Below are 5,336 nucleotides of genomic sequence, written 5' to 3' on the forward strand. Positions count from 1 at the left end.
CCTTTGGCATACGCTCCTGGCACGCTGGTCCCGGCGGCCAGCAGCGCTTGCGCCTGACCGGTCGGGACCGGGACCGAGGTGGCCAGCGCGGTTGCATGCGCGCTTAACCACTGCGCCAGATTGTCGTGCAGCGTACTGCGCTGCGCCGATTGCCTGCCCGGATGCAGTATGCGGGCCAGTAGCGAGCTGGTGTCTGGCAAGGCCAGCGCTGCCGTCAGGCTGGCTTGCCATGCGGCCTTTTCGTCGGCGGTCGCGGCGCTGGCGGCAATAGCGCCTTGGATGGTCGTGACCACCATTGCGTCCAGACTGGCGACGACCTGTTGGACTGCGCTTTGGATGCGCTGTTTGAATTGTTTATCGGGCGTGGTGGTGCAGATGGCCGATAACAGAGCGAGTTGCGCAGTTGCGCCTGCGGCCCAACCATCCTGCCCGCATTGTTGGGCGCAGGCAGAGGCGGCGGCGGTCAATTGCAATGAGGCGGCCATCACGTTCGGGGCATACAAGATGTCGCCGAAGGCGTATGTCGGTTGGGTCAGGGTCAGGCTGACATAGCTCATCGCCGGGTTGTAGTAAGGGCCCGGCAGGTTGGTTGCGACCACGGGAACCAGCACCGTTTGCGGCAGCGGCATGGCCGCTGGTACCGGTACTGGCTCGCCTTGCGTGGTCTGGAACAGGTATGGCGTCGAGGTGGCGCTGATCTGCCAGGTTCCCGGATTGACGACGCCCATGTCCACGGTAAAGCTGGCGTTGTCGAACAGGCTGCCAGCGCAGCGCTTGCCGTCGGCATCGATGACGTAGCCTTGGTAGTAGCCGGAAAAGCCGGTGCTGGTGACGGGCAAACCGGACCATGTGATCGCCATCGTGAAATGGCTGACCTGCTTGACAAACAATTCGGGTGCATTGAAGGCGAATACGGCGTTTTGAACCGGCGGCGACCCGAACAGTGGGAAGGGTTTGTCAGCGTTGGCCGCACCGGATGGAGTGATCATTTGGGCGGCAGTCAAGTCATCGACGCCGACGTCGATAGACAGCGCCGAGAGCACCGCACAAGACAGCACTGTATAGGGATAGACCGTGACATCGTCCACCGGCACGCCCTGTTGTATCAGGCTGGCGTAGAGCGTGGGCGTACTGATGTCAGGAACCGCACAGTTGGGGGCCGGTGGCAGGGCGCAGGCCACCCACGCGGCGGCGTCCTGGCCGAGTGTGAATGACAGGTTGTAGCAGCCATCGGAATTGACGACGGTATAGGCTGGAATATCGATCCAGCCTTCGGTACTCGAATAACGCAGTGAGAACGCCTGTCCTAGCAGTTGTGTCAGCTGGGCAGGCAAGGTGGCGGCGCTGGCATTGAGGCCATAAGCGCCAAACGCGCTAATCAGATCATCCTCGCACACCGGCGCGATACCCAATCCGAGCGTGATCGTTCTGCCGCCGCCGGTGAGCATCAGGCACGGACTGGCCACAGCAAAGCCGAGTGTCGCCAGCGTGCTGACAAGTGCGCCGTCGATGCCAGTGTCGTTCGCCCCGAACAGGGGAAAGGGGGCTGCGATAGCGGGCGGCGTTGCGGCCAGTTTGACCGTGCCGCTCAGTACCTGGGCTGCGGCAACTGCCGTTTGCGGGGCCAGTGTCAGGGTGCGCAGCATCGCCACCGAAGTCGCATCGACTGTCAGCGCCGCATCCAGCGCGTAGGTGATGGACTGGCCGTCCTTGTCTTTACCGGCGAGAAAAGTCGTGCCTTTGGTAATGCTGGTTTGTGCGACGCCAACGCTGGGCGTGAATGACAGTATCAGTTGGTCCGGGCGTTCGTTGCGTGCATCCTGACGCAATATATCGCTCTGATAAAACGTGACCAGATGGCGTGGAAAGCGATTGATGCTCTCTTGCGCATGGCCGAATAGTTGGGCAAAGGCATCCCATAAACCCGATTGCGGGGGATGCGTATGGTCTTGCAATGACGTTTCAAGCTGCGCTAAATCAGCGGCGCGCGCTTTGGTCAGCACGTCGATCAAGGAGGCGACGAGATCATCGAGCAGCGCGATCAGGTCCTCTAACCAGTTGTCGGCGTTGTGTGCATGGTGGCCGAGGCGATGCTCAGCATTTTCTCCATTGAGGTGAAGCACCAGACGTCTGGCTTGTTCGACGAGCAAATGGTGCAGTTGCGCTGCAATCAGATCGGCCAGCGCATGTTCCAGGCTGGCGAAGCTGACACGGGCGATTCTGCCCGGCTCAACCATCACGATCAGACGCACCAGTATTTTTTGCAGAAGCGCCCAGTGGGCCAGTCTTTGTTCCACTTCGTGCGCGCTGCGTAGCGCTTGCAGCAGCCGTTCGAGTGCAGTTTCCATATCCGGCAGGTCAAGCGTGGCGCGCAAGGCCAGCTTGATACTGGGGTCGTCCGAGAAGAACGCAGACCAGTCACCATCGATGGTATCGGTGAGGTCATAAAAATGAATGAGCGTGCCATATTCAGCGGCGAACGCGAGCAGGTCTGCCAGGCTGCGCCCGTCGACTTTCACCCGTTCGGGCGCGGGGGCTTGCAACTTGCGTTGGCGCTGGCTCATCGCATTGTTAAGGGCACCGCTGTCGGGTTGCACAATCATTGCAAAGAATCTTTCATAACGGCGGCAGCGCTAACGTGGCTTCGGTCAGATAAAAGGGAAACACCAGATTGCTACGGGAGTTGGTCTGGCGCACGATGTAATCGATGCTTATCGTCAGGCCGCCGCTTTGCGGGGCCATTTCCTTGATGTCGATATTGGTCACGTCGATGCGCGGCTCCCAGTCCAGAATCGCCTTCTGGATGTTCGAACTGATGGTGTTGGCCATGGTCGTGGTCAGGGCGTCAAAAACCCGCAGGCCGAGGCTGCTGCCATAGGTGGCCAGCATGATGCGTTCGCCGATGGTGGTGGAAAACAGCACCCACAGACACTGCCGGATGTTTAAGTCGTCGCTCGACATGCGCACTTGCGCCGGACTGCGCTCGAAGGTGGGCGGAAAGGTCCAGCCGGTGCCGAGGAATTGCGCGGTGTTGTTATTTTTGTTGTTGTCGGCCATCGCCTAGCCTCCGATCATCACGGTCGGAAGGCCGAGTACGACGCTGCCGCCGTGGGCTGTGCTGTCACCCATTCGGGCGGCTGGCCTGCCGCCGATGAGGACGGTGGCCGAGCCTTTGATGATCGAGTCGGGCGGGCCGACGCAGACGCACATGTCGCCTACGCAGGCTGCTGGCAGACCGCCAATGAGAACGGTCGGCGCGCCGGGGCCGGTCACCGGGCCGCCCACATGGGGGATGGGTGGCACGCCGGGTGTGACCATCGGGCAAACATGCATGTCGGTTACGCGAGAGGCTGGGGGCATTCGAAATCCTGTGCTGAGAGTTGATTGTGAGACTGGTGCCGACCTATGCACTTAACAACCCGTTCGGACTGAGTAGGCACAAAGTGCCGTATCGAAGAATCGCTAACGCACGCGTATACTTCGATACGCCCTGACGGGCTACTCAGTACGAACGGTGTTTTTAAACGCAACATATCAGCCCCCCTAATTGATTTTTACCAAGCTGCCCTGCACGGTCACGATCCCGCTCGAGGTCAGTTTTGCCTCGGCGGATCCTTGTGCGGCAAAACTGGTATCGGCTTTTGCGGCGATGGTCGCCCCGGCAATGCTCACGCCAGCGGTTCCTGTGAGTGAGAGCTTGCCTTGTGCGCTCAAGACGATGTCGGTTTTTGCGGTCATCGTAATTTTGCTGGCGCTGTCGAGCGTGATGCCGCTGTCGGCCAGCGTGACGGTGTTGCCGTTGTTGTCTTTGAGAGTCAGCGTGCCGGTCTTGTCGTCGATGCGCACGCTTTGTTTTTTCGGCGTGGAGATCTCGATGGCACCCTCCTCTTCAAAAAAATCGATGCGCAGTTTGTTGCGGGTGACGATGGACTTTTGGTTGTTCTTGGCGTCCGGGGTCACCGGTGGCGGATTTTTTTTGCTATATAGCGCACCGACGATGATGGGGAAGCGTGGGTCGCCGTTCATGAAGGCGACCACGACTTCGTCGCCAATCTCGGGGTAGAACTCAGCGCCGAAACCGTTGGAGGCGTAGAAACTGCCCAGACGCGCCCACAGGCCCAGCGTGCCTGCTTGCATCAGCGGCAGCGAAACCTGAACCCGGAATTCACCCTCCGGATCGGCGTCGGTTTTGAGGACGATCCCGGTTTGCAGGTTGGCCGCTGCCGGTAATTGACCGGACGCGCCGGGGGCGGCGATTCTTGGGGCGGTGGCGGCGAACCATTGCGGCGAGAGGCCGATCTCGATCGTTGTGGTCCATAGGCCGAGTGCAGAATGCTGGCGTACGCCGGAGACGTAGGCCGCGCCGTTGAAACGGTCGCCCAGCCCGTCAAGGGTGACCATGCTGCCGACGACGGCCAACGCGCAGCCTTGGAAGCTGACCTCGCCGCGGATCTTGGCCAGCCGCGTCATCAGCAGTTCGGCGGATGACCATGCGGTCAAATCGGCACTGGCCAGGGTTGCCCCGGTTTGCTGCACAAACTGCTTGACGCCAAATACTTCGGCCAGTGTTTCGGAATCGATATTGCCCGGCGTCTTGACGTCGGTACTGGCCCGGCCCGAGGCGGAGATGGCCTGTGTCGTCGGGTCCCATGCGTAGCTTTGAATGGCGGCTGCGGCGTACTGGGTGGAGGCGTCCATCTCGCCGCGAAAGCTGAGGATTGAATCGCCATAGGTCAGAGTCAGCACCGGTGCGCTACTGGTGACGGGTGGGGCGACCGTGATGGTGGCGTCGGCGGTGATGACGACCATGCCGTTCAATTGGGCACGGATGAGCATGAGGTCCCAGTCCGAGCAATAGAACTGCACGATAGACGGCTGCACCGGGGTGGTTGTGGTGACGGCGGCTTTCAGGCCCGCTTCTCCGATCAATTTTTGCATGACAGCGCTGTCGCTCATGTTCTCGAAGATGGCGTTCTTGCGCGCTAACGTCATGACCATGGCGGGGTCGGCGGCTTCGACGATGAGGTGCGAAAAACCGTTTTGGACGATGTCGATCCCCTGTTGGTAAATCAGGCCGGAGAATACTTGCGTTTGTTCATCGTCGTAACCGAGGCTAATCTCCAGCTTCGCGCCGGGAATCAGGGTAGGGGTTTCGCTGATCGGAAAGGTGGCCTCGTTCGGGCTGCCGTCGGCGATGACTAAGCGCGCCTTGGGCAATTTGTTGACGCCAGTCCAGATGTCGATGGAGATGACCTGATAGCTGCTGTTGAGCGGCTGGCCGTTGGCATCGATTCGTGCTCGATGAACCGGGCGCTTAGAGAAGCTATCACCGACTG

General features: G+C 60.4%; 4 protein-coding genes. All 4 read right to left on the minus strand.

The annotated features are described in order from the left end of the window. Positions 1-2,603 (minus strand): hypothetical protein (locus ACVBEF_RS20455; protein WP_447125755.1); only part of this gene is annotated, 2,603 nt, incomplete at its 3' end. A gap of 13 nt (positions 2,604-2,616) precedes the next feature. Further along, the gene (locus ACVBEF_RS20460; protein WP_447125756.1) at positions 2,617-3,057 is read right to left on the minus strand and encodes a GPW/gp25 family protein; all 441 of its coding nucleotides are present in this window, start codon (positions 3,055-3,057) and stop codon (positions 2,617-2,619) included. Between the two features lie 3 nt (positions 3,058-3,060). Further along, positions 3,061-3,360, minus strand: a complete 300-nt coding sequence (locus ACVBEF_RS20465) for a PAAR domain-containing protein (RefSeq protein ID WP_447124239.1) — start codon at positions 3,358-3,360, stop codon at positions 3,061-3,063. A 183-nt stretch (positions 3,361-3,543) separates the two neighbouring features. Further along, positions 3,544-5,336 (minus strand): type VI secretion system tip protein VgrG (gene vgrG, locus ACVBEF_RS20470; protein WP_447125757.1); only part of this gene is annotated, 1,793 nt, incomplete at its 5' end.

It is taken from the genome of Glaciimonas sp. GG7 (genome assembly GCF_052976905.1).

Coding starts and splice junctions, on each gene's coding strand:
- ACVBEF_RS20460 (WP_447125756.1), bottom strand. CDS start 3,057: ATGGCCGACAACAACAAAAATAACAACACCGCGCAATTCCTCGGCACC.
- ACVBEF_RS20465 (WP_447124239.1), bottom strand. CDS start 3,360: ATGCCCCCAGCCTCTCGCGTAACCGACATGCATGTTTGCCCGATGGTC.